The following is a 23,836-nucleotide window of genomic DNA, read 5'->3' on the forward strand; positions in this document are numbered from 1 at the left end:
CTCCGCGATATGGCAAAATCTGTGACAGGCCCCACCTGATCCCGTAAGGGTGACCCCGATCAGGGTCAGCGCCAGTTCAGGGATCCAGCCATGGCAATCGACGACAAAACCAGAACGGAGCTTGAGGCGGCCGCTTTCCGGCGCCTGGTTGATCATCTGCGTGAGCGGACGGACGTTCAGAACATCGACCTGATGAACCTGGCGGGCTTCTGCCGCAACTGCCTGTCCAACTGGCTCAAGGATGCCGCGGACGCACAAGGGGTGAGCTTAAGCAAGGACGAGAGCCGGGAGGCCGTCTACGGCATGCCCTACGAGACCTGGAAGGCGAAGTATCAGGGCGCGGCCACGGCCGAGCAGATCGAGGCGATGAAGAAGGCTCATCCCCACGGGCACTGACGGGCTCGTTCGCCGCCCTTGAGTCGCATCACACAACAGCTTTCTTCAGCTCCCCTTAGGAAGGTGTGGGCGCGCTGTGGACGAGCGCGATGCTTGCTTGAATGCAAGTGGTGCGAACCCTAAGGATTTGCCAGCACGCGCGGTGACAATGCCGGCGTCACCTCGTTTTGCCAGTTCCATTTGGAGTACCAAGATGGCCACCACCGCCGCCGTCCGCGACGACGAGCCCGCGACGAAATTCGCCAAGGACCAGCTCAAATCCATCATCGAGCGCATCGAGCGGCTGGAGGAAGAGAAAAAGGCGATCTCCGACGACATCCGCGACGTCTATGCCGAGAGCAAGGGCAACGGCTACGACGTCAAGGCGCTGCGCACCATCGTGCGCCTGCGCAAGCAGGACCCGAACGAGCGCGCCGAGGCCGAGACCATTCTCGAGACCTACATGCAGGCGCTGGGCATGATCTGAGGCGTTTCGCCTCGCGCACATCCGAGCTACAAATCCGGCGTGTTGCACTTCGTTTGTGAAGGGAGACCGCCGTGCCTGCGCCGAAGCCGCCGCATGAGATCAGCCGTGCCTTCGGCGCTCTTCCAGCGCCAATTGCCAAGCGGCTGCTTCAGGTGCGCGAGTTGATCTTCGCGACTGCCGCTGAGCATGAGGACGTCGGCCGGCTAACCGAAACGTTGAAATGGGGCGAGCCCGCTTACCTGACGGATGAGTCCGGCAGCGGCTCCACGATCCGTCTTGGCCGTCTGAAGCACTCCGAGCACGCCGCCATTCTCTTTAACTGCAAGACGACGCTGGTCGACACTTTTCGCGAGCGCTTTCCGGATCAATTCGAGTACCGGCAGACGCGTGCGTTGCTGTTGCCGGTGGCCGGCAAGCTGCCGAAGCAGGAGCTATCCGTGTGTCTGTCGCTGGCGCTGACGTATCACCTGGACCGGCGGGCAAGGAGAGCGCGGTAGCGGGATACGAGATCAACGTGTTGGAAACGGCGGAGGCTACCAGCCTCAGCGCAGCGCCGCTGTCCGCATCACGAACGACGTCGTCTCGAGCTTCGCGGTGGCGCTGCCGGTAAAGCTGTCGCAGGACAGGCCCTGCATGGGATCGTCGACAAAGCCCATCGCGATCACGGCGTGCGGCTTGACGAAATAGCTGCGCAGCGCCGCCGTATCGAGCTCGCCCATCAGCGTCACCGACATCGCGCGGCTGGCGCTCGGTGACAGCATCACGATCTTGAGCCAGATGCTCTCGCCCTTGGCTGCGGAGAGCCGGGTCGCGGTGGCGACCAGGCCATCGACGCGCTTGCCGACCACACTATTGATCTCGGTCGCCTGGGCAACGCTGCGGGACGCGGGGCGGGCGGCGCGCGGGATCGGCGCAGAGGCGGCGACGACATTGGCGCGGTCGACCGGGGACGCGGATGCCGGCGCATAGGCCAGCGCCTGATAGGCCGCATTGGAGACGCTTGCGGTTGCTTGCGGATCGGTCGCGGCGGCGAGCGCCTGGCGTGCCTTCAGCGCGGCCACTTGCGCCGGAGTTGCCTGATGCGGCGCAGCCGGGACGTCATCCCAGAAGCCGCGGGCGTTGATGATGTCGGCCGGGGTCTCCGGCTTGGCGTCGGCTGATTTGCCGGCCGCCGGCTTCTCAGCGAACGGCGCGGGCTTCGGCTTGGGCGGGGCGACCAGCTGCGCATCGGCCGAGGCGAGCTGGAGCGCAGCTGCGACCTGCGGCTTGGCGCGCGGCGTCGGCACCGGATCGACGGACTTGGCTGCGGCGGCGACCACGGTGGGCTTGGCGGCGACCGCAGGCGCGCCCTCGTCGTCCTCGTCACTGCTCGGGGCGGCCGGCGCCGACTTGCCCTTGAACAAGGCCGCAAAGAAGCTCGGCTTGCTACCGGCATCATCGCCGCTGCCGCGGCGCTCGATCTCGGCCTTGGCGAACTCATAGCCCTTCAGCGGCACGCCGTCGGTCGGCAGATGCACCGTCTTTCCGTCCGGGAAGACGCGGGCGAGCTGGTCATGCGTCATGCGCGGCCAGTGCCGGATGCTGCCGGTGTCCAGATGCACGAAGGGGGAGCCGGAGGTCGGGTAGAAGCCGACACCGCCGCGCTGCAGGCGCAGGCCGGCGAAGCGGATCTGCTCCAGCGGCACGCCGGGAATATAGAAATCCATCGCATGCCCCAGCATGTGCTGGCTGAAGCGTGCCACGCCGGAGGAGCGGCGGCGGAGCATGGCGTTGGTAGCGGGGGAGCGGTAGGAGGAGATGATCTGGATCGGCTGCTTGCCGTCGACGTCGCGATAGACTTCCCAGAGGATGTCGAACAGGTGACGGTCCATCACCGTCTCATCCTGGGTGCGCCAGTCGCGCAGGAAATGGTTGAGCTGCTTCAGCGCGGCTTCGTCGTAGCGGCCATCGCGCTTGAAGGTAACGGTGAGGTCTTCGCCGGAATGGGTGTGGTGGAACGAGAGCGTCTTGGTCTCGTTCAGCGCGGCGGCGTCATGAACCGAGCCGGCGGCAGCAAGCAGCACCACGCAAGCAAGGCCGATCCGGGATCCGGCCTTCACTCCCGCATGGGACAACGACAGCACAGCGAATTGGCGTGCGAGACCAGTCAGCACGTATGAGCCCACCCAGTCGACGAGCGTTCAAAATGGACTCTCCCGCCAACCCCGTTAGCGCGCGAAAGAGGATGAACGCTTTCTTAAAGCGAGAAGGTTAATTCGACGTTGACCTTCCCGCCCCCAAACCAAGTCAGAATACAAACCTAAACGGTTGACTGTGGCAAAAAAACGCCCACTGCCCGAGGCCGGGTTGGAGAATGGTTAACGTTAAACGACCCCGTCCATAGGACGGGGTCGCTGATTTCATTGCAGATTTCAGGAAATGAGGCGCTGGGCGGAGGCTCAGCGGGTAAACACCCGCTGAGGCCGGCGGCCGACCGGAGCCGGCGGCGGGGTCGGCGCCCCGAACAGCCGCTCGAAGAAGTTCGGACCCGACGAGCCGAAGCCGCCGCCATTGTTGGCCACCGCGACGCCCGAGGGCAGCGTCGTCGCCGGACGCGAATAGCTCGGCTGCGAGTGCGCGACGACGGTCTCGAGATCCTTGCCGCGGCCGTTCTTCAGGATGTTGAGCATGGTCGCGTCACGGCCATAGACGTCCTTGCGGAATTGCAGCTTGCCGGCCTCGTCCACGAACGCGGTCTGATAGGTGATGTTGACCGGGATCGGCGTCGGGAATTTCAAGTCGATCTCGCTCTTGCCGTACATGCTGCGGATCCGCTCCGGCGTGTATTTCTCGTTCGGCATGGCGATGTTGAGCAGCACGGAGGCGTACTGATCCGGGTTCTGCACGCGCATGCAGCCGTGGCTGAAGGCGCGCTCCTCCTTGGCGAACAGGTATTTGTCCGGCGTGTCGTGCTGATAGACCAGGAACTTGTTCGGGAAGTTGAAGCGGATGCGGCCGAGCGCGTTGGCTTCGCCGGGCGGCTGCGAGATGTGCACCGAGCCGTCGCGGTTCTGTTCGAGCTTGAGGCCCATGCGCTGGAGCACGGTCGGGTCCTGCTGAAGCGCCGGCAGATATTCGTTGTAGACGATCGACGGCGGCACGTTCCAGGTCGGGTTGACCGTGATGTACTTCATCGTCTCGGTCAGCAGGGGCGTGGCGTGCTGACCCGGCTTGCCGGTGACGACGCGGGTGGTCCAGACCTGCTGGCCGTGCTGCATCACCTTCAACGTGTAGTCGGGGATGTTGAGGATGACATAGGCATCGCCCAGCGCCGGCACGCCGAGGTCGCGCGGCAGCCAGCGCCAGCGCTCCATGTTCACCAGCACCACGTCGATCTGCTTGTCGCGCTTCGGGGTGTTGAGCGCCTTGACCGTCCTGTCGTCGAGAATGCCGGTCGGCTTCATCTCGATGCCATTCTGGAATTTTCGCACGGCCTCGGCGACCGTGGCGTCATAGCGGGTGTCGCTGGCGTTCTCGGTGAGGCCGAGCTTGGCGCGCAGCTGCGGCACGCGCGCATCGTCCACGACGATCTCGGCCTGCTTCTTGCTGGCCGGCGTGTACTTCAGCGTCGGACCTTCGGCGATCTCGATTGCCGGGCCGTTGCCCTGGCCGCGGAGCTCCGCAAGCTTCGCCTTCAGCTCCTTGTAGAGCTTCTGCGGCGGATTGTAGCTCTCGAGCGCCGCGGAAGCGTCCGCCGCGGTCGTGATCTTCGTCAGCACCTCGTTCGGATCGACCGGATGCTCGGGATAGAGGATGTCGGCGCTGACCTGCGACCAGTGCATGCGGCCGCTCTGGGCCTGGCGCGCATAGTCGAACATACTGGCGGTGAGCTTCAGCTCGGCATCCGCGAGCGCATCGGGCGTCGTGGCCGCGGCGAAATCCGGCACCGGATAATCGGCCGGGTTGAGGCCGTCGGAGGCGGCGTCCTTCAGCCGCGCGATCACGCCCTTGGCCGCAGCGGTCAGGCTGCCGGCTTGGGTCCAGACCGGCGCGAAGTCGCGCGCGCTGTAAAACTTCTCGACCGCGGCGCGCTCGTTCTTGCGCTCGAAATGGCGCGAGGCCTTGGCGCCGATAAGGTCCTTGAGCTTGTCGGCGACCGGCTGGTCGGCGGCGGGCACGTTGCTTGCGGCCTTGACCGGCTCGGCCGGAGCCGCAGCGGGCGCTGCCGACGCAGCCGGTGTTGCCGTCGCGGTATCGGCCTTGGCGGGTTCGGTCTTTGTAGCTTCTGTCTTTGTAGCTTCTGTCTTGGCAGGCTCGGTTTGCGCAGGTTCCGATTTAGCAGTGTCGCTCTTCGGCGCCTCGGGCGCCGGCGTGGTGGCGACGTCGGAAGGTTTGGTCTCGACCTTCTCCGGGGCTGGCGCGGGAGCAGCTTCAGTCTTCACGGGTTCTTTGGTCGGCTCTTTGGCGGAGTCCTGAACCGTCGCCGTGGTGTCGAGCTTGATGTCGGAAGCGGTTGGGGGCGGGACATTGGCGGGCTCGGGGCGCGGAATCGCGGCTTCGATCGCGAGCTCGGCGGCGCTGCTGCGGGCCTGATCCTGCGCCAGGGCCGAGCTGGCCGACACCGTGAGGAAGGTTGCCGCGACCGTCATCAAGACACGGTCAAAACCTGCACGGTGGTTCAAACAGTCTCGCATTGTGTTGCACCCCTCGGGTGAACTGTTCCTCGTGGAACAGCTTCGTTATCGTTCAAATGAGCTTCGGCCAAACCGCGCCGGCCTCGCGAAAGTTGCACGCCTGCACGCAACGATTCTGACGCAGACGATATACAGGCCCCGGTTTTTCAGCCAGCGCTACACGGGACAACTCACCACAAACTGACTTCAAGGAAGCCTGTTTGCAACGGATTGTGCGCTTCCGCGACGCGCTTTTCCCTGTGTCTGTCACTTCCAAGTCACGGTTCAGATTGCAATCAGATTCCGCCATCCTGCGAACGGCTTACGACCAGTCCGCGCCACGGCAGCTACGGTTCACATGCGGCTCAGTGCGTCTCCTCGCCGCTTTTGCCGCCATGGCCGGGAACCCCGGCTTCGTCGAGTTTGCGGTAGAGGGTGGACCGCCCGATTTTGAGGCGGCGGGCGACCTCGGACATCTGCCCGCGGTAATGCGAAATCGCGAAGCGGATGATCTCGTTCTCCATGTCCTCCAGCGCACGGACGTCGCCGGTCGGGGTCAGCATGGAGAGAGATCCCGCCAGCGGCAGAGGCGCGATCGGTATTTCACTACCCGATACCACGGAAGGCGCAGCAATCGGCTCGATCATCAACGGCGCGGTCGGAATCTCCGTTGCGGTATGCGGCTGCGACGTCAGCAGGGGAAAATCACCGAGCCCGAGCTGGTCGCCCTCGCTCATCACCACGGCGCGATAGACCGCGTTCTCGAGCTGGCGGATGTTGCCGGGCCAGTCGAGCTGGGCGAGATGCGCGACCGCCTCGCCGCTGATGCCGGTGATGGGGCGGTTCTCCTCGGCGGCAAAGCGCGCCAGGAAATGTCGCAGCAGATGCGGAATGTCTTCGCGGCGAGTGCGCAGCGAGGGGATCGTCAGCGGCAGCACATGCAGGCGGTAGAACAGGTCTTCGCGGAAATGGCCCTGCTTCACCCGCTCCAAGAGCTTGCGGTTGGTTGCCGAGATGATGCGGACGTCGACCTTCACAGGCTTGCGGCCGCCGACCGCCTCGACCGCGCCTTCCTGGAGCGCACGCAGCAGCTTGACCTGCGCGCTCAGCGGCAGCTCACTGACCTCGTCCAGGAACAGCGTGCCGCCATGGGCCTCGACGAACTTGCCGGTATGGCGTTCGGTGGCGCCGGTGAAGGCGCCCTTCTCATGGCCGAACAGGATGGATTCGACGAGATTGTCGGGGATCGCGCCGCAATTGACCGCGACGAACGGTTTGGCCTTGCGCTCGCCGCTGCCATGGATGGCGCGCGCAAACATCTCCTTGCCAACGCCGGACTCGCCCTCGATCAGCACGGGGATCGAGGAGTTCGCCGCCTTCTGCGCGGCGCGCATCACGCCTGTCATCGCCTCGGCGCGAGTGATGATGTCGGAGAAGGTCAGCCGTCCCTCGCGGCTGTGACGGATGCGCTGCAACTCGCCCTTCAGAGCCGAGGCGTTGAGCGCGTTGCGAAGCGAGACCTGGAGGCGCTCCACGCCGACCGGCTTGACGACGAAATCGGCCGCACCTGCGCGCATCGCCGAGATCACGTTATCGATGCCGCCATGGGCGGTCTGCACGATGACAGGGACGCTGAGGCCGACGTCGCGAATTTTCGCCAGCACGCCCATGCCATCGAGGCCGGGCATGACGAGATCGAGGATGACGGCGTCGATGGCTAATGCATCGGGAGCGGTGAGGGCGGCGATCGCGGCGTCGCCGGAGTCCACGACGACCGTCTCATAGCCGCATTTCTGCACCATGTTCTCGACCAGCCGGCGGGCTACAGCGTCGTCGTCGGCGATCAAAATACAGGCAGCCATGGTGTTCCCCGCACGCTACTACTATCTGTCTCGAATCGGGTCACTCTGGCCGAAGCCGATTAACGCACTCTTAAACCTTGATGCCCCCGCTCGCAGTCGCGATTGTTGAACACAGGTTTCCCACACAATGAATTCGCGCTCCAAATCTGCCTTGAACAAGTCTGCTCTCAAAAAGCCGGCAGCCAAGCCCGATCTCCGCAAGCCAAGCACCAAAAAAGCCGTCGACAAGGCAAAGCCCTCCAAAGCTGCGAGCAAGACCGGCAAGCTTCCCGAGTGGAACCTCGCCGATCTCTATTCCGGGATCGATGCGCCGGAAGTGGCGCGCGATCTCGACAAGATGGATGCCGATTGCGTCGCGTTCGAGACCGACTACAAGGGCAAGCTCGCGACAGGGACAGCAAACGAAGATGGCGGAAAATGGCTCGCCGAGGCCGTGCGGCGCTATGAGGCGATCGACGATCTCGCCGGCCGTCTCGGCTCCTATGCCGGCCTCGTGCATGCCGGCGACAGCGTGGACCCCAAGATTTCAAAGTTTTACGGCGACGTCTCGGAGCGGCTGACGGCGGCGTCCACGCATCTGCTATTCTTCGCGCTCGAGCTCAATCGCATCGATGACGATGTTTTGAACGGCGCGATGCAGGCCCCGGAGCTGGCGCATTACCGCCCGTGGATCGAGGATTTGCGCAAGGAGAAGCCGTATCAGCTCGACGACAAGCTCGAGCAGCTTTTTCTGGAGAAGGCGCAGACCGGCTATTCCGCCTTCAACCGGCTGTTCGACCAGACCATTTCCGCCCTGCGCTTCAAGGTCGGCGCAAAGGAGCTCGCGATCGAGCCGACGCTCAACCTGCTGCAGGACCGCGACGGCGCCAAGCGCAAAGCCGCGGCTGAAGCGCTGGCGAAGACCTTCAAGGCCAATGAGCGCACCTTCGCGCTGATCACCAACACGCTCGCCAAGGACAAGGACATCTCCGACCGCTGGCGCGGTTTTCAGGACGTTGCGGATTCCCGCCATCTGAACAACCGCGTCGAGCGCGAGGTCGTGGATGCGCTGGTCGCCTCCGTGCGCGCCGCCTATCCAAAGCTGTCGCATCGCTATTATGCGCTGAAGGCGAAGTGGTTCGGCAAGAAGCGGCTCGCCTATTGGGACCGCAACGCGCCGCTGCCGTTTGCCGCGACCGACGTGATCGGCTGGCCCGATGCGCGCAACATGGTGCTGACTGCCTATCGCGGCTTCTCGCCTGACATGGCTGACATCGCCGAGCGCTTCTTCACCGACCGCTGGATCGACGCGCCGGTGCGTCCGGGCAAGGCGCCGGGCGCGTTCTCGCATCCGACCACGCCGTCGGCGCATCCTTACGTGCTGATGAACTACCAGGGCAAGCCGCGCGACGTGATGACGCTTGCGCATGAGCTCGGTCATGGCGTGCACCAGGTGCTCGCTGCGAAGAACGGCGCGCTGATGGCGCCGACTCCGCTGACGCTGGCCGAGACCGCGAGCGTGTTCGGCGAGATGCTGACCTTCCGGCGGCTGCTGGCGCAGACCAAGAGCGCCAAGCAGCGCCAGGCGCTGCTCGCGGGCAAGGTCGAGGACATGATCAACACGGTGGTGCGGCAGATCGCGTTCTATTCCTTTGAGCGCGCGGTCCACACCGAGCGCAAGAACGGCGAGCTGACCGCGACGCGGCTCGGCGAGCTCTGGCTGTCGGTGCAGGGCGAGAGCCTGGGGCCGGCAATCGAGATCAAGGCGGGCTACGAGAACTACTGGATGTACATCCCGCACTTCATCCACTCGCCGTTCTACGTCTACGCCTACGCGTTCGGCGATTGCCTCGTGAACTCGCTCTATGCCGTCTATGAGCACGCGGCGGAAGGCTTTGCCGAGCGCTATCTCGACATGCTCGCGGCCGGCGGCACCAAGCATTATTCCGAGCTGCTGCGGCCGTTCGGCCTCGATGCCAAGGATCCGAAGTTTTGGGAGGGCGGGCTCAGCGTCATCGCCGGCATGATCGACGAACTGGAGGCGATGGGCTGAGGCGATGCGGGTCGCGCCTTAGTTTATTTAAGGTCACGTAAAACACCTGTTGAACCCTTGTTAGGCTTACGTTATACATATGTATAACGTAGCGGTTGGCGGAAAAAGCCATGAAGATCGAAATTAAGAAGATCGGCAACTCAGATGGTCTGTTGCTCCCTCGCGAGCTGATGCAGCGGCTCGATCTCAAGCGCGGGCAGCAATTGCACATCGTGGAATTGCCGGGCGGTGGATTCCAGCTGTTGCCCTACGATCCCGATTTCGAGCGGACGATGGAAATCGCCGACGAGGTGATGGACAAGTATCGCGATACGCTCGCGGCGCTTGCGAAATAGTCGGCCATGCAATGAGCGATCCTCAGGAGCCGCTCTGGATCACTTACGAGCAGGCCGTCGCCATTCACAGCCGGCAACTCCGACGCTTCGGAGGCGCGCCTGGTCTGCGTGACGAAGGCATGTTGCGGTCGGCGCTTGATCGCCCGATCAACAAGTGGCGCTACGAGCAGGCGTCGCTGGACGAGCTTGCCGCCGCCTATGCATTCGGGCTCGCGAAGAACCATGCATTCGTCGATGGAAACAAACGCATCGCCTTTATGGCGATGATAGTCTTCCTCCACAAGAACGGCGTAGCCTTCAGCCCTGATCCTGCGGAAGCAACGACCATGATCCTCTCTCTCGCGGCGGGCGACGTCAGCGAGCCGAGCCTCGTTCGCTGGATCCGCGACAATTGGGATTCCAAATGACCTGATTTGCGGCGAAACCACGTCCGCCTGCCGTTGCCCTGCCCGAAGCTTTGCGGTATCCCAGCCCAAGAATTGGACTTTCGACTGGGGACATCCATGGCAGATCATAGCGAAGTTGCGTACAGCACCGCCGACGGCAACGATTACGTTGCGCACGAGCAGACCTATGAGGGCTTCATCAAGCTGGTGAAATACGGCACCGCCTCGGTCGCGCTCATCGTGATCCTGATGGCGATCTTCCTGACCTGATTCCTTCGGCAGCTGCACACGCCAGCGGCAGCAGCTGCTCATAATATTTGCATCCAAGCCGGTCACAAAACCGGTAACGAACGCCGCGGGAGTAAACGCTTAAGTTTGCGCGTGCGCTGTCCCGCGCCGCCGGAGGGCCTATGAAGATCGCCGTTGCCAAGGAAATCGATCCGTCGGAGCCGCGCGTTGCGGCCTCGCCTGATACGGTGAAAAAATTCAAGGCGCTCGGCGCCGAGATCGCCGTCGAGCCGGGCGCCGGGATCAAATCGGGCCTGCCGGATTCCGAGTTCACCGCGGTGGGCGCCACCGTCAGTGCCGACGCGCTCAAGGACGCCGACATCATCATCAAAGTGAAGCGGCCCGAGGCCTCCGAGCTTTCGCAGTACAAGCGCGGCGCGCTCGTCATCGCCATCATGGATCCCTACGGCAACGAGGCCGCCCTGAAGACGATCGCCGATGCCGGCGTTTCCGCCTTCGCGATGGAATTGATGCCGCGCATTACCCGCGCGCAGGTGATGGACGTGCTGTCCTCGCAGGCCAACCTTGCCGGTTACCGCGCCGTCATCGAGGGCGCCGAAGCGTTCGGCCGCGCCTTCCCGATGATGATGACCGCGGCCGGCACCGTGCCTGCCGCAAAGGTGTTCGTGATGGGCGTCGGCGTCGCCGGCCTCCAGGCGATCGCGACCGCGCGCCGCTTAGGTGCCGTCGTCACCGCGACGGACGTGCGCCCCGCGACCAAGGAGCAGGTGGAATCGCTCGGCGCGAAATTCCTCGCGGTCGAGGACGAGGAATTCAAGAACGCGCAGACCGCCGGCGGCTACGCCAAGGAGATGTCGAAAGAGTACCAGGCCAAGCAGGCCGCGCTCACCGCCGAGCACATCAAGAAGCAGGACATCGTGATCACGACCGCGCTGATTCCGGGGCGGCCGGCGCCGAAGCTCGTCAGCGCCGACATGGTCAAGTCGATGAAGCCGGGCTCGGTGCTGGTCGATCTCGCCGTCGAGCGCGGCGGCAATGTCGAGGGCGCAAGGCCCGGCGAGGTCGTCGACCTCGATGGCATCAAGATCGTCGGCTACACCAATGTCGCCGGCCGCGTCGCGGCCTCGGCCTCCAGCCTCTATGCCCGCAATCTGTTCTCGTTCATCGAGACCATGGTGGACAAGAACGAGAAGAAGCTCGCCGTGAACTGGGACGACGAGCTCGTCAAGGCCACCGCCCTGACCAGGGACGGCGCCGTGATCCACCCGAACTTCCAGCCGAAAGCGTAAGGAGAGCCGCCATGGAGCATGCTGCACAGGTCGTCGATCCCTTCATCTTCCGGCTGTCGATCTTCGTCCTCGCCGTCTTCGTCGGCTATTTCGTGGTGTGGTCGGTGACGCCGGCGCTGCACACGCCGCTGATGAGCGTCACCAACGCGATCTCCTCGGTGATCGTGGTCGGCGCGCTGCTCGCGGTCGGCGTCGGCATGATTTCGAGCGGCTCGGGCTGGGCGCGCGGCTTCGGCTTCGTCGCGCTGGTCTTCGCCTGCGTCAACATCTTTGGCGGCTTCCTTGTCACCCAGCGCATGCTGGCGATGTACAAGAAGAAGTCGAAGTAAGCGGCCACCTCGGGCTGATGGGATAATGGGGACCTGAGATGAGCGCCAACCTCTCTGCATTTTTGTATCTCGTGGCGGGAGTGCTGTTCATCCTGTCGCTGCGCGGGCTGTCGAGCCCGGCGTCGTCGCGCCAGGGCAATCTGTTCGGCATGATCGGCATGGGGATCGCGGTCGCGACCACGCTCGCCAGCCATCCACCGGCGGACGGCGTCGCCTGGCTGCTGGTGATATCAGGTATCGCGATCGGCGGGGCGATCGGCGCGGTGATCGCCCGCCGCGTGCCGATGACCTCGATGCCGGAACTGGTCGCCGCCTTCCATTCGCTGGTCGGCATGGCCGCGGTGCTGGTCGCCGCCGGCGCGTTCTACGCGCCCGAAGCCTTCGACATCGGCACATCCGGCAACATCCATCCGCAGAGCCTGGTCGAGATGTCGCTCGGCGTCGCCATCGGCGCGCTGACCTTCACCGGTTCGGTGATCGCGTTCCTGAAGTTGTCGGCGCGGATGAGCGGCGCGCCGATCATCCTGCCCGCCCGCCACATCATCAACATCGCGCTCGCCGTCGCGCTGGTGTTCTTCATCGTCCGGCTGGTCCTGACCGGCGGCGCGCTCGACTTCTGGCTGATCGTCATCCTGGCGCTGGCGCTCGGCGTGCTGATGATCATCCCGATCGGCGGCGCCGACATGCCGGTCGTGATCTCGATGCTGAACTCCTACTCTGGCTGGGCTGCGGCGGGCATCGGCTTCACGCTCGGCAATTCCGCGCTGATCATCACTGGCGCGCTGGTCGGCTCCTCCGGCGCGATCCTGTCCTACATCATGTGCCACGCGATGAACCGGTCCTTCATCTCGGTCATCCTCGGCGGCTTTGGCGGCGAGACCGCTGCGGCCGGCGGTGGCGGCGGCGAGCAGAAGCCGGCCAAGCTCGGCTCGGCCGACGATGCCGCCTTCATCATGAAGAACGCGTCCAAGGTGATCATCGTGCCCGGCTACGGCATGGCGGTGGCGCAGGCCCAGCACGCGTTGCGCGAGATGGGCGACATCCTGAAAAAGGAAGGCGTCGAGGTGAAATACGCCATTCACCCGGTCGCCGGCCGCATGCCCGGCCACATGAACGTGCTGCTGGCCGAGGCCAATGTGCCCTATGACGAGGTGTTCGAGCTCGAGGACATCAACTCCGAGTTCGCGCAAGCCGACATCGCCTTCGTGATCGGCGCCAACGACGTCACCAACCCGGCCGCCGAGGAGGACAAGACCTCGCCGATCTACGGCATGCCGGTGCTGCAGGTCTGGAAGGCCGGCACCGTGATGTTCATCAAGCGCTCGCTGGCCTCGGGCTATGCCGGCATCGACAATCCGCTGTTCTATCGCGACAACACCATGATGCTGCTCGGCGACGCCAAGAAGGTCACCGAGAATATCGTCAAGGCGATGTAGTCCGGGAGCGGACCGTGGCCTGAACGTGCCCGCGAGCATCCGGCTCGATGTCATGGAATTGCGGCGGGGCCGTCGCAGGTGCTGAGCCGGAGACCGGCCACGTGATCATGACCATCGTCAAGTGGATCGCCATCCTGCTCTTGACCGTCTATTGCGCCGGTCTCGTCGTGCTGTATGTCCGGCAGCGCGAGATGCTGTTTCCGATCCCGCCCGTCGGTCGCACCGCCCCGGACGCCGCCGGCCTGCCCGAGGCCGAAGAGCATGTCCTGCCCACCTCCGACGGCGAGAAGGTCATCGTCTGGCACGTGCCGGCCAAGCCGGGCCGTCCTGTCATCCTTTATTTCCCGGGCAACGGCGATTTTCTCGCCGGCTGCGTCAGCCGCTTCAGGGCGATGACCGCTGACGGTACCGGTCTCGTCGCGCTATCCTATCGCGGCTATGCCGGCTCGACCGGCGCGCCGAGCGAGGAGGGGCTCCTGCGCGATGCCGCCGTCGCGTACGCCTTCACCACGGCGCACTATGCGGCGGAACGGATCGTCGCCTGGGGCTTTTCGCTTGGGACGGGCGTGGCCGTCGCGGTCGCCTCCGAGCATCCCGTCGGCAAGCTGATCCTGGAGGCTCCCTACACTTCCACGGCCGACCTCGCCGCCACGGCGTTCCGCTTCGTCCCGGTCCGCCTGCTGATGCGTGATCAGTTTCGCTCCGACGAGCGAATCGTGCGCGTCAGGGTGCCGCTGCTGGTGATGCATGGCACCAATGACCTTGCCATTTCGATCGTGTTCGGAGAGCGTCTGTTCGCGCTCGGGCATGAACCAAAGCAGTTCGTGCGCTTCGCCGGTGGTGGACACGACAATCTCGATGCTTTTGGTGCGATCGAAACAGCGAAGCGCTTCATGGCTTCCTAGACGGCTCTTGATGCGGCACGGTGGCGCGCCCATCGCCGCACTCCTTGCGTTGCTGCCGCAGCCCGCATGGGCTGCGGCCGGGCTCGATGGCGCGGCGATGCGCTGGCCCTATGCGCTGCCTTTTGGCGGTCTCCTGCTGTCGATCGCGCTCGGGCCGCTGCTGTTCCCGAAATTCTGGCATCACCATTACGGCAAGATCGCCGCGGCCTGGTCGCTGCTGACGCTTGGCTCGCTCGTCTGGCTCTTTGGCGGCATGATGACGCTTGCCGCGCTTGTCCATGCCATGCTCGCCGAATATCTCGGCTTCATCGTGCTGCTGTTCTCGCTCTATGTCGTGGCCGGCGGCATCCTCATCAGCGGCGACATCAAGGCGACGCCGGCGGCGAATGCCGCCATCCTCGCGCTCGGCACGCTGATGGCGAGCATCGTCGGCACCACGGGCGCCGCCATGATCCTGATCCGTCCGCTGATCCGCGCCAACCGGCCGCGGCGCCACAACGCCCATGTCGTCGTCTTCTTCATCATCCTGGTCGCCAATGTTGGCGGCGCGCTGAGCCCCCTCGGCGATCCGCCGCTGTTCGTCGGCTTCCTGCACGGCGTCGACTTTTTCTGGACCACGCGGAATATCTGGTTCCAGACCACGATCGTTGCCGGCGCGTTGCTCGCCATCTTCATCGCCGTCGACGTCTGGCGTTTCCGCAGCGAACCGTTACCCGGCGTCAAAGATCCCGCGGAGCCGGTGCGGATCCGCGGGATCGTCAACCTGGTGCTGATCGCAGCGATCGTCGCCGGCCTGCTCGCCTCGGCGACATGGAAGTCCGGCATCGCCTTCGACATTCTCGGCACCCGGCTGGAGCTGGAAGACGTCATCCGCAACGCGACGCTGCTCGCCATTGCCGCGCTGTCGGTGTGGCTGACGCCGGACGAGCACAGGCAGGCCAACGGCTTCACTTGGGAGCCGATCCGCGAGGTCGCGAAACTGTTTGCGGGCATCTTTGTCGCCATCATCCCGGTCATTGCCATGCTCGATGCCGGCCATCGCGGCGTCTTCGCCTGGTTGCTATCGGCGGTCACGACGCCGGACGGCGCGCCGCGCGAGGTCGCCTATTTCTGGTTGACCGGGCTGATGTCGGCCTTCCTCGACAATGCGCCAACCTATCTGCTGTTCTTCGAGCTCGCCGGCGGCGACCCGCAGGTCCTGATGCATGGGCTGTCCGGCACGCTCGCCTCCATTTCCATGGGCGCGGTCTACATGGGAGCGCTCACCTATGTCGGCAATGCGCCGAACTTCATGGTGAGCAGCATCGCCAGCGAGAACGGCATCGAGATGCCGGGCTTCTTCGGCTATCTCCTGCGCGCAGGCGCCGTGCTGATCCCGCTGTTCCTGCTGCTGACCTTGCTGCCGGTCGCGCCGTTGCTGGAGTGGCATTGAATCTGCCGGCCGATTTGCTACTGCTCGCGGCGGGTGCAACGGATTTTCATTGCACCTCGGGCCTTTCGAGCGAGCATGATCTTTCGGACAGCCGCGACACACTTTCCCGGATCATGCCCGAAGTAACTGGAGCCGATGGATGAGCGCGCATGATCCGATGCCCCGGTCGGCCTGGGTCTTTCCGGCGCTGGCGGTGCTGCTGTTCGTGGCCGTCGCCGCGACCGGCTACGTCTTCACGCTTTCGCCGGGCGGGCTCGTCTTCGCCACCATCCTTCTGGTCATCCTGTTCGGCACGGTGTTCGCCGCCGTGCATCATGCCGAGGTGATCGCCGAACGGGTCGGTGAACCCTATGGTACGCTGGTGCTGACGCTCTCGGTGACCATCATCGAGGTGGCCCTGATCACCACGATCATGCTGGGCGACAAGCCTGCCCCGGAACTGGCGCGCGACACCGTGTTCGCCGTGGTCATGATCGTCTGCAACGGTCTCGTCGGGCTCTGCATCTTCATCGGCGGCCTGCGCTATCGCGAGCAGGGTTTTCAGCTCTCCGGGGCCAACGTCTATCTCAGTGTGCTGTTCGCGCTCGCCACGATCACGCTGATCATGCCGAACTACACGACCACCACGCCGGGCCCGGCCTACTCGGCGGTTCAGCTCGGCTTCGTCGATGTGGTGACGCTCGCGCTCTATGCGGTGTTTCTCTACACCCAGACCGTCCTGCACAAGGATTACTTCGTCCACGAACGGGCGGAAGGCGAGGGAGGGGAGACACACCTGTCGGTCGGAGCGCTTGCGCTCACCGCCGGGCTGCTCCTGATCTCGCTCCTGGCGGTCGTGCTGCTCGCCAAGAAGTTCTCGCTCGTGGTCGACGCCGTGGCCGCCAAGATCGGCGCGCCACCGGCCTTTGCCGGGCTTCTGGTCGCGCTCCTGATCCTGATGCCCGAAGGCGTCGCGGCGATTGCGGCGGCCCGCAGGAATGATCTCCAGAAGAGCATCAATCTCGCCCTCGGGTCCTCGCTCGCGACCATCGGCCTCACCATTCCCGCCGTCGGCGTTGCAACCTACGCGTTCGACAAGGAGCTCGAACTCGGGCTCAGCGCCCAGGGCAGCGTCCTTCTGCTGCTCACCTTCTTCCTGAGCATGCTGACCTTCGGCACGGGCAGAACCAATGTCCTGTTCGGTCTGGTCCATATGGTGGTATTTGCCGTCTACGTGTTCATGGTTTTCGTGCCCTGAAGCGCCGTCGCGTTCCAGGCTGTCGTTCGAGCATGATCTTTTCGGGACAAGCGCTCAGCACTTTGCGCTCACGCGAGCTCCCGGGTCCAGATCATGCTTCAAGGAGTTCCCGATGCTCGCCGCCAAATCCGAGGTTCAGATCGACAACGACCAGGTCCGGGTGACCGAATGGCGGCTCGCGCCGGGCAGCGCAACCGGGCATCACACCCACGGGATGGACTATGTGATTGTTCCCGTGGTCGGCGGCGAGATGACGATCGTGGTGCCCACCGGCGAGCGGTCCAAGGCGCAGCTTGCGGCCGGAAAGTCCTACTTTCGCAAGGCCGGCGTCCAACACGACGTACTTAACGAAACCTCAACCGAGATCGTATTTCTTGAGATTGAGCTGAAGCCTTAAGGCTGGCATGACTATTTGCCATCGATCCGTCGCAGTTGATCCCTTACAATGCCCCAAAGTTCCCGCATCAGATCGCGCGGGGAGTGGCCGAGAAATGCTGAAATACCTCGCTAAAATCTCGATGGATATCTTCCCCTCGGTGCTCGCGACGATCATCGGGGCCTACATCGTTAATCACTACATCAACGCCAAGCCGGCCGACGCCCCCGCGGCCGTAGTCGCCCCCGGCGATGCCGGCAAGAGCGGCAATAAGCCCGCTGACGTGGCCAACCTCCCGGCGCCCGGCATCAAGGCCAAGGGCGTATCCGAGAAGAGCGTCTCCGAGAAGACCGCGGCGGACAAGGCCGAGAAGCCTGCCGATAAGTCCGAAACCAAGGCCGCCGATACTAAGGCCGCTGAGACCAAGGCCGCGGACACCAAGGCTGCGGACGTCACTCCCGCCGAGACCGCTTCGCACGGCCGCCCGCCAGCACGCGAGAAGGCGGCCGCCAAGTCGACTCCGGCAGCCGCAGCTCCTGTGGTGGAAGCCAATTCGGCGCCGGCCGCGGCGTCCCAGGCGGCCACGCCCGATGCCAACGATCTGGCGCGCGCTGCCATCGAGCGTCTGCGCAAGTCGCCCGAGGGCCGATCTTCTGAAGCGAAGGCCGCTGAGGCCAAATCTGCCGAGACCAAGCCGGTCGAGCGGACGCCCGAGCCCGCGGTGCGCGAAGCCATCCGCACCCCGGAGGCTCCGCGCGTCATCGCTACCGAGCCGTCCACGATCCGTCCGCTGCCGCCGCCGATCACGGTGTCCGCGCCCTCGCCGGACGCCTATGGCAACGGCACCTCGTCGCCGTCTTACACGTCGTCGGTTGGCGACGACGACCCGAATCGAATCACGCCGCCGGCTGACATCCCCGTGCCCGTGATCGCGCCGCCGCTCGATCTGCGGGCCGATGCCGGCGCCTCCATGCCGCGGCCGAAGAAGACCAACGTTGCGGACGAGATGCTGTCGGGCATGAAGTCGATGTTCCACTCCGTCCTGCCGAAGAGCTCCACTCCGGACTAAAGCGCGATGAGACAAGGACGAATCGCGATCGCGCTTTAGGTTATTGTTTGAGCATGATCTTATCGGAGAACTGCTACACACTTTTCCGGATCACGCTCTAGCTGGTCTCCATGTAGTTGCGGTCCACGACCTCCAGCGTCCGCCGCACCATGCCGTCGAGAATTGTCACCGACTCGCTCGGACGTACATGGATTGCCGTGGACTTGAGCAGCCACGGCAAAACCGCCTGTTCAAGCCGCTCCTCATAGGCGCGGCGCATCATTTCAAATGCCTGTAGGCCGGCGCCCGCCAGGATGACATGGTTCGGGCGCAGCACCGATATCGTCACGGCGACCGCCTCGGCAAGCGCGTGGCCTGCTTGGTGGAACAAGTGCTCGAGGCGGGGATCACCGGCCGAGGCTCGCTCGCGCAGCAGAGCCATCTGCGCGTCCGATGGCTGCTGCGATGGCGCCGGCGGCAGGTCGAGGAAGGTGCGGGCATCCCGGTAGAGCGCGTAGTCGGCGAGATGGGCCTCGATGCAGCCGCGCTGCCCGCAGCGGCATTGTGGACCGTTCGGCGCCAGCTTGACATGGCCGATCTCGCTGCCGGCGCCGGTGCCCCAGCGCGCCTCGCCGTCGACGACGACGCCCATCCCGACGCCGTGGCCGACCATGATCGTGGCCGACAGGCCCTGCGTCAGTGCCGGCTCCGCGGCGGCGATGGCCAGTGCAACCGCGACTGCATCATTCGCCATCGCGACCTCGACCCCGAATGCCTGCCGGATCGGCTTCGCCAGATCGACGTCGGTGACCGAGAGCGCAGGACTCCACAGGTGCCGCCCGGTGTCGGCGTTGACGATGCCCTGCAGCGCAATCCCGATACCAAGCAGCCGATGGCGCGGCGTGGCCGTCGCCTCGAGCATCGCTTCGATCTGCGCGATGACGAGCTCGCACAGCGCGGCCGAATCGAGCGCCCGGGTCGCGAGAGCGAGTCGCGATTGCGCCAGATCGGAGCCGCTGAAATCCGCGATCAGCGTCTCGATCTGGTTCATGCGCAGCGAGACCGCAATGATGCGGCCAAACGCCGGATTCAGGGTCAGCAGCACCGCCGGCCGGCCGCGGCGCCTGCCGTTCAGCCCGTCCGCATCCTCTTCGTCGGTATCGTTGGGCCACGACGTCGCCGCGCCGGTCTCGGTTTCGGCCTCGCACAGCAGCTCATCCGCGATCAGTCGCGACGTCAGGGCTGAAATGGCCGGGAAGCTCAGCCCCGTGCTGCGCGCGAGCTCCACCCGCGGCGATGGCCCCTGGCGTCGCAAGGCTTCGACCAGACGGCCGCGGTTCGATCCGCGAGCCACGCCTGAATTACGTTTCGGGGGCTCGGGTTGCTGATCCATGCCGCCGGCTTTTAATTCGTTCGCGAAGTTAATCAATGCCGGGAACCTTAAATTCGATTTTGGAAATTAATCGACTGGATGACTTCAGCAAAGAAGGAAAAGTGGTGCCAAAATGTCGCACTTCCATACCTAAATGCTACTGGTGCGTGAGGGTTACAACAGGAACAGCCTTGACCAGAGAGCTTTCTCCAGTAATTTATTCATCGCGTAAATAAAATAAGACGCAGAAGCGTCGCACGCACCGCCTCATGTGGGGTGATTCAAAGGGAGGATGCCGTGAAGGACTCAGTGAAGAAATTGATCGTCCCGTTGTTGGCGAGTGCCGCCGCGCTCGCGATGGCCACCGGGGTGGCGCAGGCGCAGCAGAAAAAGACCATCGCGCTTGTGACCAACGTTGCGGCCGACTTCTGGACCATCGCCGGACGCGGGCTCGAGAAAGCCCAGAAAGAACACCCGGACTACAACATCGAGTTGATCGTCACCAACGAAGGCACGGCCGCAGGCCAGCGGCGCGAGCTGGACGACCTGCTGGTGCGCGGCGTCGCCGGCATCTCGATCTCCGTCGACGATGCGCCGCATGCAACCGAACAACTCAACAAGGTTGCGGCGAAGACCGTGTTGATCACGACGGACAGCGATGCGCCGCAGAGCAAGCGTCTCGCCTATATCGGCACCGACAACGTCGCAGCCGGCCGGCAGGCGGGCGAGGAGATCAAGAAAGCGCTGCCGAACGGCGGCAAGATCGCGCTATTTGTCGGCACGATGGACGCCGACAACGCCCGCGAGCGGGTCCAGGGAATCAAGGACGCGATCGCCGGTACCAAGGTCGAACTGGTCGACGTGTTCACCGATCAGGTGGACTTCGCCAAGGCCAAGGCGAACATGGAGAACGTCCTCGTCAAATATCCCGACATTGCGCTGTTGTCCGGCCTGTGGAGCTACGAGACACCGCTGATCTATGACGCGGTGAAGGCGGCGGGCAAGGCCGGCAAGGTGAAGATCGTCGGCTTCGACGAGGATCAGCGTACGCTGCGGGGCATTTCCGACGGCACGATCGAATCCACGGTCGTGCAGCAGCCGTACGAGTTCGGCTATCTCTCCGCCACCAACATCATCAAGACGCTGAACGGCGACAAGTCCTGGATCCCGGCGGACGGCAAGCTGATCGTGCCGACCAAGGTGATCAGCAAGTCCAACGTCGCGGAGTTCACTGCATACCTGAAGGACCTGCTGAAGAAATAGCTTCGGTGTGTTTCACGCCCGGCGGCCACAGACCGCCGGGTGTGACGCGGGGGAACGCGGAATGACGGATATGCTGCTGGAGCTTGCCGGGATCAGCAAGACTTATCCCGGTGTCAGGGCCCTCGACGATGTCAGCCTGCGTGTGTACCGCGGCGAGGTATTGGGCCTGATCGGCGAGAACGGCGCCGGCAAATCGACGCTGATGCGCGTGCTGGGCGGCGTGATCGCGCCGAGCGAAGGCGTGATCCGCATCGGCGGCGACGACCACGCGCGGATGACGGTGAGCGAGGCGACGCGGGCCGGCATCGCCTTCGTGCACCAGGAACTGAACCTGTTCGAGAACCTCGACGTCGCCGCGAACGTCTTCATCGGGCGCGAGAAACTCTTCGGCGGTCCGCTGAAGCTGGTGGACGACGCGCAGATGCGCGCCCGCGTGGCGCCGCTGCTGGAGCGCCTCGGCGCCGATTTCAGTCCGGACACGCCGGTCGAAAATCTGTCCATCGCCGAGCGTCAGATGGTGGAGATCGCCAAGGCGCTCTCGATCGACGCCCGCGTGATCATCATGGACGAGCCGACCTCCAGCCTCACGATTTCCGAGACCGAGCGGCTGCTGGCGGTGATTGCCGACCTGAAGGCGCACGGCATTTCGGTGATCTATATCTCTCACCGGCTCGGCGAGATCATGACCTGCGCGGACCGCGTGGTCGTGCTGCGCGACGGGCGCACGGTGGGAGAGTTGGCGCGGGACGAGCTGAGTCACGCCGCCATGATCCGGCTGATGATCGGCCGCGACCTCAAGTCGCTGTACACGCCGCCGAAGCGGTCGCCGCAACCGGGCGGCTGCGATATCGCCGGCCTCGTGACGTCGGCGTTTCCCGACCGGCAGATCGATCTTTCCGTGCGCCGCGGGGAGATCCTCGGCCTGGCAGGGCTCGTAGGCGCCGGCCGCACCTCACTCGCTCGCACCGCCTTCGGCATCGACCCGCTGCTGGGTGGCGAGATCAGGATCGACAACGCGCCGGTCGCCGTCGCCTCGCCGCGGGACGCGATCGGGCAGGGCATCTATCTGGTGCCGGAAGACCGCAAGAAATCCGGGCTCGTGCTGGAGCTGCCGATCCGGGAGAACGTCACGCTCGCGAACTTGCTGAACTATGCGTGGATGTCGCTGGTCAACGGCGCGGCCGAACGCAAGGTCGCGAACGAGCAGGCGAGGCGCCTGTCCATCAAGGCGCCGAGCATCGATATGGAAGTCGTGACGCTCTCCGGCGGCAACCAGCAGAAGGTCGTGCTGGGCAAATGGCTTTCCATGCAGCCGCGCGTGATGTTCTTCGACGAGCCGACCCGAGGCATCGATGTCGGGGCCAAGAGCGAGATCTATGCGCTGATGCGCGATCTCGCCGACCAGGGCGTCGCGATCGTGATGATTTCCTCGGACATGGAGGAGGTCATCGGCGTCTCGGACCGGGTGGCCGTGATGCATGAAGGCCGTGTCAGCGGCGTCCTCGAACGCGAACAGTTCAGCGAATACAACGTGTTGCGGCTGGCGATCGGCCAAGCGCCGGAAACCATGGAAGCCGCTGCGCCATGACGAAGAAAGAGCTCGGCCTGTTCCTGCTGCTTGCGGTGATCTCCGCCGTCACCGGCGCGATCAATCCGGCCTTCCTGTCGCTGGTGAATCTGCTGAACATGGCCAACCTGATCGGTCTGTTCGGCGTGTTCGCGCTGGGCGAGGGGCTCGTGATCATCACCGGCGGCATCGACCTTTCGCTCGGCTCGATGTTCGCGCTGCTCGGCGTCGTCTTCATCGACCTTCTGACGACCTATCAGGTTCCCTGGCCCATCGCGCTGCTGGCCGTATTGCTGGGCGGGCTGGCGCTGGGAGGCATCCAGGGCTTCCTGATCACGCGCCTCAAGATGCAGCCCTTCATCGTGACGCTGTGCGGGCTCCTGATCTATCGCGGCGCCGCCCGCTACTATACCAGCGATTCGACACGCGGCTTCGGCTACGGCGACGAGGCCGCGACACTGAGCAACATCGCCTCCGGCAATGTGGCGGGCATCCCGAACACCTTCATCTTCCTCATCGTCCTCGCGCTGGTTCTCGGGGTGCTGTTGCACCGCTCGGTCTACGGGCGCTGGCTCTATGCGGTCGGCAAGAACGAGGAAGCGGCGCGCTTCTCCGGCATCAGCACAAATGTCGTGATCGCAACCGCCTACATCATCAGCGGCGGACTCGCCGGCGTTTCGACCGTGTTGTTCGTGTTCTACACCAACTCGGTCTCGCCGAGCTCGTTCGGCAATTTCTACGAACTCTACGCGATCGCGGCTGCCGTGCTGGGCGGGTGCAGCCTGCGCGGCGGCGAGGGCTCCATCCTCGGTATCGTGTTGGGGACGGGGCTGCTGCAGGTGCTGCAGAACCTCGTCAATATCCTGGGAATCCCCAATTCCCTGAACTTCGCAGTGATGGGGACGGTCATTCTGATCGGCGTGCTGGCCGATCAGCAATTGCAGGCCCGGCGGCGGCGCAAGATGGCGCTGGCCGGCGTCGCCACCACGGCGCCGAGATCGAAACCTGTGCAGGCAAAACAGGGCGCCTCACCGCACAGCCAGGCTGTGTTGCCGGCGAGAACGGGCGATCAAGCATGACAGAGATCCAGCCTCCAGCTGACATCACGCTGCTTCGTCGGCGGCTGCTGGGGAAGGACCACGTTCGGGGCTCGAGGGCTTTGGGCAAGGGCGTGAGGAAGAGACAAAGCCTGAGACGGCGGGAG

The 23,836-nt window shown here is 64.4% G+C and carries 23 protein-coding genes; 19 read left to right on the top strand and 4 right to left on the bottom strand.

The features are described 5' to 3' along the window. Window positions 1–90: 90 nt before the first annotated feature. The 3 genes from JJB99_RS08395 (at window position 91) to JJB99_RS08405 (ending at window position 1,359) form a co-directional block, all read left to right on the top strand. Window positions 91–396, top strand: a complete 306-nt coding sequence (locus JJB99_RS08395) for a DUF1244 domain-containing protein (RefSeq protein ID WP_200498323.1) — start codon at window positions 91–93, stop codon at window positions 394–396. Between the two features lie 193 nt (window positions 397–589). Then, a complete protein-coding gene (locus JJB99_RS08400; protein ID WP_142250883.1) occupies window positions 590–862 on the top strand; it encodes a DUF2312 domain-containing protein in 273 nt (90 codons plus the stop codon). 71 nt (window positions 863–933) lie between these two features. After that, window positions 934–1,359: a DUF1801 domain-containing protein gene (locus JJB99_RS08405; RefSeq protein ID WP_200498324.1), complete on the top strand. Its 426-nt coding sequence runs from the start codon at window positions 934–936 to the stop codon at window positions 1,357–1,359. A gap of 45 nt (window positions 1,360–1,404) precedes the next feature. Here the strand turns inward: JJB99_RS08405 and JJB99_RS08410 are convergent, their stop codons facing one another. From JJB99_RS08410 to JJB99_RS08420, 3 genes are all read right to left on the bottom strand, one after another. Next, entirely contained in the window at window positions 1,405–3,015 is a 1,611-nt protein-coding gene (locus tag JJB99_RS08410; RefSeq protein WP_246775173.1) for a DUF882 domain-containing protein, read from the bottom strand. Window positions 3,016–3,300: 285 nt separating this feature from the next. Further along, on the bottom strand, window positions 3,301–5,535 hold the full coding sequence (locus tag JJB99_RS08415; RefSeq protein WP_200498326.1) for a L,D-transpeptidase family protein: 2,235 nt from the start codon (window positions 5,533–5,535) through the stop codon (window positions 3,301–3,303). A gap of 344 nt (window positions 5,536–5,879) precedes the next feature. Continuing rightward, on the bottom strand, window positions 5,880–7,376 hold the full coding sequence (locus JJB99_RS08420) for a sigma-54-dependent transcriptional regulator (protein ID WP_200498327.1): 1,497 nt from the start codon (window positions 7,374–7,376) through the stop codon (window positions 5,880–5,882). A gap of 127 nt (window positions 7,377–7,503) precedes the next feature. Between JJB99_RS08420 and JJB99_RS08425 the strand changes: the two genes are divergently transcribed. From JJB99_RS08425 to JJB99_RS08480, 13 genes are all read left to right on the top strand, one after another. After that, window positions 7,504–9,408: a M3 family oligoendopeptidase gene (locus JJB99_RS08425; protein ID WP_200498328.1), complete on the top strand. Its 1,905-nt coding sequence runs from the start codon at window positions 7,504–7,506 to the stop codon at window positions 9,406–9,408. 110 nt (window positions 9,409–9,518) lie between these two features. Continuing rightward, window positions 9,519–9,743 (top strand): AbrB family transcriptional regulator, encoded by a 225-nt coding sequence (locus tag JJB99_RS08430; RefSeq protein ID WP_018641564.1) that lies wholly within the window; start codon window positions 9,519–9,521, stop codon window positions 9,741–9,743. Window positions 9,744–9,754: 11 nt separating this feature from the next. After that, a complete protein-coding gene (locus JJB99_RS08435; RefSeq protein WP_200498329.1) occupies window positions 9,755–10,150 on the top strand; it encodes a type II toxin-antitoxin system death-on-curing family toxin in 396 nt (131 codons plus the stop codon). Between the two features lie 96 nt (window positions 10,151–10,246). Further along, window positions 10,247–10,399: an aa3-type cytochrome c oxidase subunit IV gene (locus JJB99_RS08440; RefSeq protein ID WP_018317799.1), complete on the top strand. Its 153-nt coding sequence runs from the start codon at window positions 10,247–10,249 to the stop codon at window positions 10,397–10,399. Between the two features lie 140 nt (window positions 10,400–10,539). Further along, the gene (locus tag JJB99_RS08445) at window positions 10,540–11,667 is read left to right on the top strand and encodes a Re/Si-specific NAD(P)(+) transhydrogenase subunit alpha (RefSeq protein ID WP_200498330.1); all 1,128 of its coding nucleotides are present in this window, start codon (window positions 10,540–10,542) and stop codon (window positions 11,665–11,667) included. 11 nt (window positions 11,668–11,678) lie between these two features. After that, window positions 11,679–11,996 carry a proton-translocating transhydrogenase family protein gene (locus tag JJB99_RS08450; protein WP_200498331.1) on the top strand — a complete coding sequence of 106 codons (318 nt, stop codon included), beginning with the start codon at window positions 11,679–11,681 and terminating at the stop codon, window positions 11,994–11,996. Window positions 11,997–12,034: 38 nt separating this feature from the next. After that, complete coding sequence (locus tag JJB99_RS08455; RefSeq protein ID WP_200498332.1) at window positions 12,035–13,432, top strand: NAD(P)(+) transhydrogenase (Re/Si-specific) subunit beta; 1,398 nt, start codon at window positions 12,035–12,037, stop codon at window positions 13,430–13,432. Window positions 13,433–13,539: 107 nt separating this feature from the next. Further along, window positions 13,540–14,337 (top strand): alpha/beta hydrolase, encoded by a 798-nt coding sequence (locus JJB99_RS08460; RefSeq protein ID WP_200498333.1) that lies wholly within the window; start codon window positions 13,540–13,542, stop codon window positions 14,335–14,337. Between the two features lie 10 nt (window positions 14,338–14,347). Next, window positions 14,348–15,769 (top strand): sodium:proton antiporter, encoded by a 1,422-nt coding sequence (locus tag JJB99_RS08465; protein WP_246775174.1) that lies wholly within the window; start codon window positions 14,348–14,350, stop codon window positions 15,767–15,769. After that, complete coding sequence (locus JJB99_RS35995) at window positions 15,766–15,912, top strand: hypothetical protein (protein WP_210347643.1); 147 nt, start codon at window positions 15,766–15,768, stop codon at window positions 15,910–15,912. Before JJB99_RS08465 ends, JJB99_RS35995 begins: the two co-directional genes overlap by 4 nt. After that, on the top strand, window positions 15,909–17,006 hold the full coding sequence (locus tag JJB99_RS08470) for a calcium:proton antiporter (RefSeq protein ID WP_200498335.1): 1,098 nt from the start codon (window positions 15,909–15,911) through the stop codon (window positions 17,004–17,006). Before JJB99_RS35995 ends, JJB99_RS08470 begins: the two co-directional genes overlap by 4 nt. Window positions 17,007–17,118: 112 nt before the next feature. Beyond that, entirely contained in the window at window positions 17,119–17,403 is a 285-nt protein-coding gene (locus JJB99_RS08475) for a cupin domain-containing protein (RefSeq protein WP_200498336.1), read from the top strand. Between the two features lie 94 nt (window positions 17,404–17,497). Continuing rightward, on the top strand, window positions 17,498–18,451 hold the full coding sequence (locus tag JJB99_RS08480) for a hypothetical protein (RefSeq protein ID WP_200498337.1): 954 nt from the start codon (window positions 17,498–17,500) through the stop codon (window positions 18,449–18,451). Window positions 18,452–18,548: 97 nt separating this feature from the next. On the opposite strand, the gene JJB99_RS08485 is transcribed toward JJB99_RS08480, so the two are convergent. Further along, window positions 18,549–19,823, bottom strand: a complete 1,275-nt coding sequence (locus tag JJB99_RS08485; protein WP_200500081.1) for an ROK family protein — start codon at window positions 19,821–19,823, stop codon at window positions 18,549–18,551. 276 nt (window positions 19,824–20,099) lie between these two features. Here JJB99_RS08485 and JJB99_RS08490 point away from each other — a divergent pair, with 276 nt between their 5' ends. The 3 genes from JJB99_RS08490 (at window position 20,100) to JJB99_RS08500 (ending at window position 23,711) form a co-directional block, all read left to right on the top strand. Next, window positions 20,100–21,065, top strand: a complete 966-nt coding sequence (locus JJB99_RS08490; protein ID WP_200498338.1) for a sugar-binding protein — start codon at window positions 20,100–20,102, stop codon at window positions 21,063–21,065. Between the two features lie 61 nt (window positions 21,066–21,126). Beyond that, window positions 21,127–22,653, top strand: a complete 1,527-nt coding sequence (locus tag JJB99_RS08495; protein WP_200498339.1) for a sugar ABC transporter ATP-binding protein — start codon at window positions 21,127–21,129, stop codon at window positions 22,651–22,653. Next, window positions 22,650–23,711, top strand: coding sequence for an ABC transporter permease (locus tag JJB99_RS08500; protein ID WP_200498340.1), 1,062 nt, complete (start codon window positions 22,650–22,652; stop codon window positions 23,709–23,711). The genes JJB99_RS08495 and JJB99_RS08500 overlap by 4 nt, the downstream gene beginning before the upstream one ends. Window positions 23,712–23,836 lie beyond the last annotated feature (125 nt).

The sequence above is a fragment of the Bradyrhizobium diazoefficiens genome (assembly GCF_016616235.1).
Classification (GTDB): domain Bacteria; phylum Pseudomonadota; class Alphaproteobacteria; order Rhizobiales; family Xanthobacteraceae; genus Bradyrhizobium; species Bradyrhizobium diazoefficiens_H.

Excerpts from the sequence above, each read along its gene's own strand:
- JJB99_RS08475 (WP_200498336.1), top strand. The coding sequence starts at position 17,119 with ATGCTCGCCGCCAAATCCGAGGTTCAGATCGACAACGACCAGGTCCGG.
- JJB99_RS08495 (WP_200498339.1), top strand. The coding sequence starts at position 21,127 with ATGACGGATATGCTGCTGGAGCTTGCCGGGATCAGCAAGACTTATCCC.
- JJB99_RS08440 (WP_018317799.1), top strand. The coding sequence starts at position 10,247 with ATGGCAGATCATAGCGAAGTTGCGTACAGCACCGCCGACGGCAACGAT.
- JJB99_RS08420 (WP_200498327.1), bottom strand. The coding sequence starts at position 7,376 with ATGGCTGCCTGTATTTTGATCGCCGACGACGACGCTGTAGCCCGCCGG.
- JJB99_RS08460 (WP_200498333.1), top strand. The coding sequence starts at position 13,540 with ATGACCATCGTCAAGTGGATCGCCATCCTGCTCTTGACCGTCTATTGC.
- JJB99_RS08455 (WP_200498332.1), top strand. The coding sequence starts at position 12,035 with ATGAGCGCCAACCTCTCTGCATTTTTGTATCTCGTGGCGGGAGTGCTG.
- JJB99_RS08415 (WP_200498326.1), bottom strand. The coding sequence starts at position 5,535 with ATGCGAGACTGTTTGAACCACCGTGCAGGTTTTGACCGTGTCTTGATG.
- JJB99_RS08480 (WP_200498337.1), top strand. The coding sequence starts at position 17,498 with ATGCTGAAATACCTCGCTAAAATCTCGATGGATATCTTCCCCTCGGTG.
- JJB99_RS08435 (WP_200498329.1), top strand. The coding sequence starts at position 9,755 with ATGAGCGATCCTCAGGAGCCGCTCTGGATCACTTACGAGCAGGCCGTC.
- JJB99_RS08485 (WP_200500081.1), bottom strand. The coding sequence starts at position 19,823 with ATGGATCAGCAACCCGAGCCCCCGAAACGTAATTCAGGCGTGGCTCGC.
- JJB99_RS08430 (WP_018641564.1), top strand. The coding sequence starts at position 9,519 with ATGAAGATCGAAATTAAGAAGATCGGCAACTCAGATGGTCTGTTGCTC.
- JJB99_RS08395 (WP_200498323.1), top strand. The coding sequence starts at position 91 with ATGGCAATCGACGACAAAACCAGAACGGAGCTTGAGGCGGCCGCTTTC.
- JJB99_RS08450 (WP_200498331.1), top strand. The coding sequence starts at position 11,679 with ATGGAGCATGCTGCACAGGTCGTCGATCCCTTCATCTTCCGGCTGTCG.
- JJB99_RS08470 (WP_200498335.1), top strand. The coding sequence starts at position 15,909 with ATGAGCGCGCATGATCCGATGCCCCGGTCGGCCTGGGTCTTTCCGGCG.
- JJB99_RS08500 (WP_200498340.1), top strand. The coding sequence starts at position 22,650 with ATGACGAAGAAAGAGCTCGGCCTGTTCCTGCTGCTTGCGGTGATCTCC.
- JJB99_RS08465 (WP_246775174.1), top strand. The coding sequence starts at position 14,348 with ATGCGGCACGGTGGCGCGCCCATCGCCGCACTCCTTGCGTTGCTGCCG.
- JJB99_RS08445 (WP_200498330.1), top strand. The coding sequence starts at position 10,540 with ATGAAGATCGCCGTTGCCAAGGAAATCGATCCGTCGGAGCCGCGCGTT.
- JJB99_RS08400 (WP_142250883.1), top strand. The coding sequence starts at position 590 with ATGGCCACCACCGCCGCCGTCCGCGACGACGAGCCCGCGACGAAATTC.
- JJB99_RS08425 (WP_200498328.1), top strand. The coding sequence starts at position 7,504 with ATGAATTCGCGCTCCAAATCTGCCTTGAACAAGTCTGCTCTCAAAAAG.